General features: G+C 66.2%; 1 protein-coding gene. It reads left to right on the top strand.

Features of this window, described 5'->3' with window-relative positions:
• On the top strand, nucleotides 1-547 hold a 547-nt coding region (locus ABEA43_RS67975), incomplete at both ends, for a TCP-1/cpn60 chaperonin family protein (RefSeq protein ID WP_345581688.1).

Below are 547 nucleotides of genomic sequence, written 5' to 3'. Positions count from 1 at the left end.
CCGAGATCGGCGCGCTCATCGCCGAGGCGATGGACAAGGTCGGCAAGGAAGGCGTCATCACCGTCGAGGAGAGCAACACCTTCGGCCTTGAGCTTGAGCTCACCGAGGGCATGCGCTTCGACAAGGGGTTCATCGCCCCGCTCTTCATCACCGACTCCGACCGGCTCGAAGCCGTCCTGGACGATCCCTACGTCCTCATCGTGAGCGGCAAGATCGCCGCCAACAGGGATGTGCTGCCGCTGTTCGACAAGGTCGTCCAGTCGGGCAGGCCGCTGCTGGTCATCGCCGAGGACGTCGAGGGCGAGGCCCTGGCCACGCTGGTGGTCAACAAGATGAAGGGCGTCTTCCGGTCGGTCGCGGTCAAGGCGCCCGGGTTCGGCGACCGTCGCAAGGCCATGCTGAACGACATCGCCGTCCTGACCGGTGGTCAGGTCGTCTCCGAGGAGGTCGGTCTCAAGCTGGAGAACGCCACCCTCGACCTGCTCGGCCGCGCCCGCAAGGTCGTGGTGACCAAGGACGAGACCACGATCGTGGACGGCGCCGGTGA

It is taken from the genome of Nonomuraea rosea (assembly GCF_039539705.1).
Lineage (GTDB): Bacteria > Actinomycetota > Actinomycetes > Streptosporangiales > Streptosporangiaceae > Nonomuraea > Nonomuraea rosea.
The sequence above is the reverse complement of the archived record's forward strand: the minus strand, read 5'-3'. Positions and strand labels throughout refer to the sequence as shown.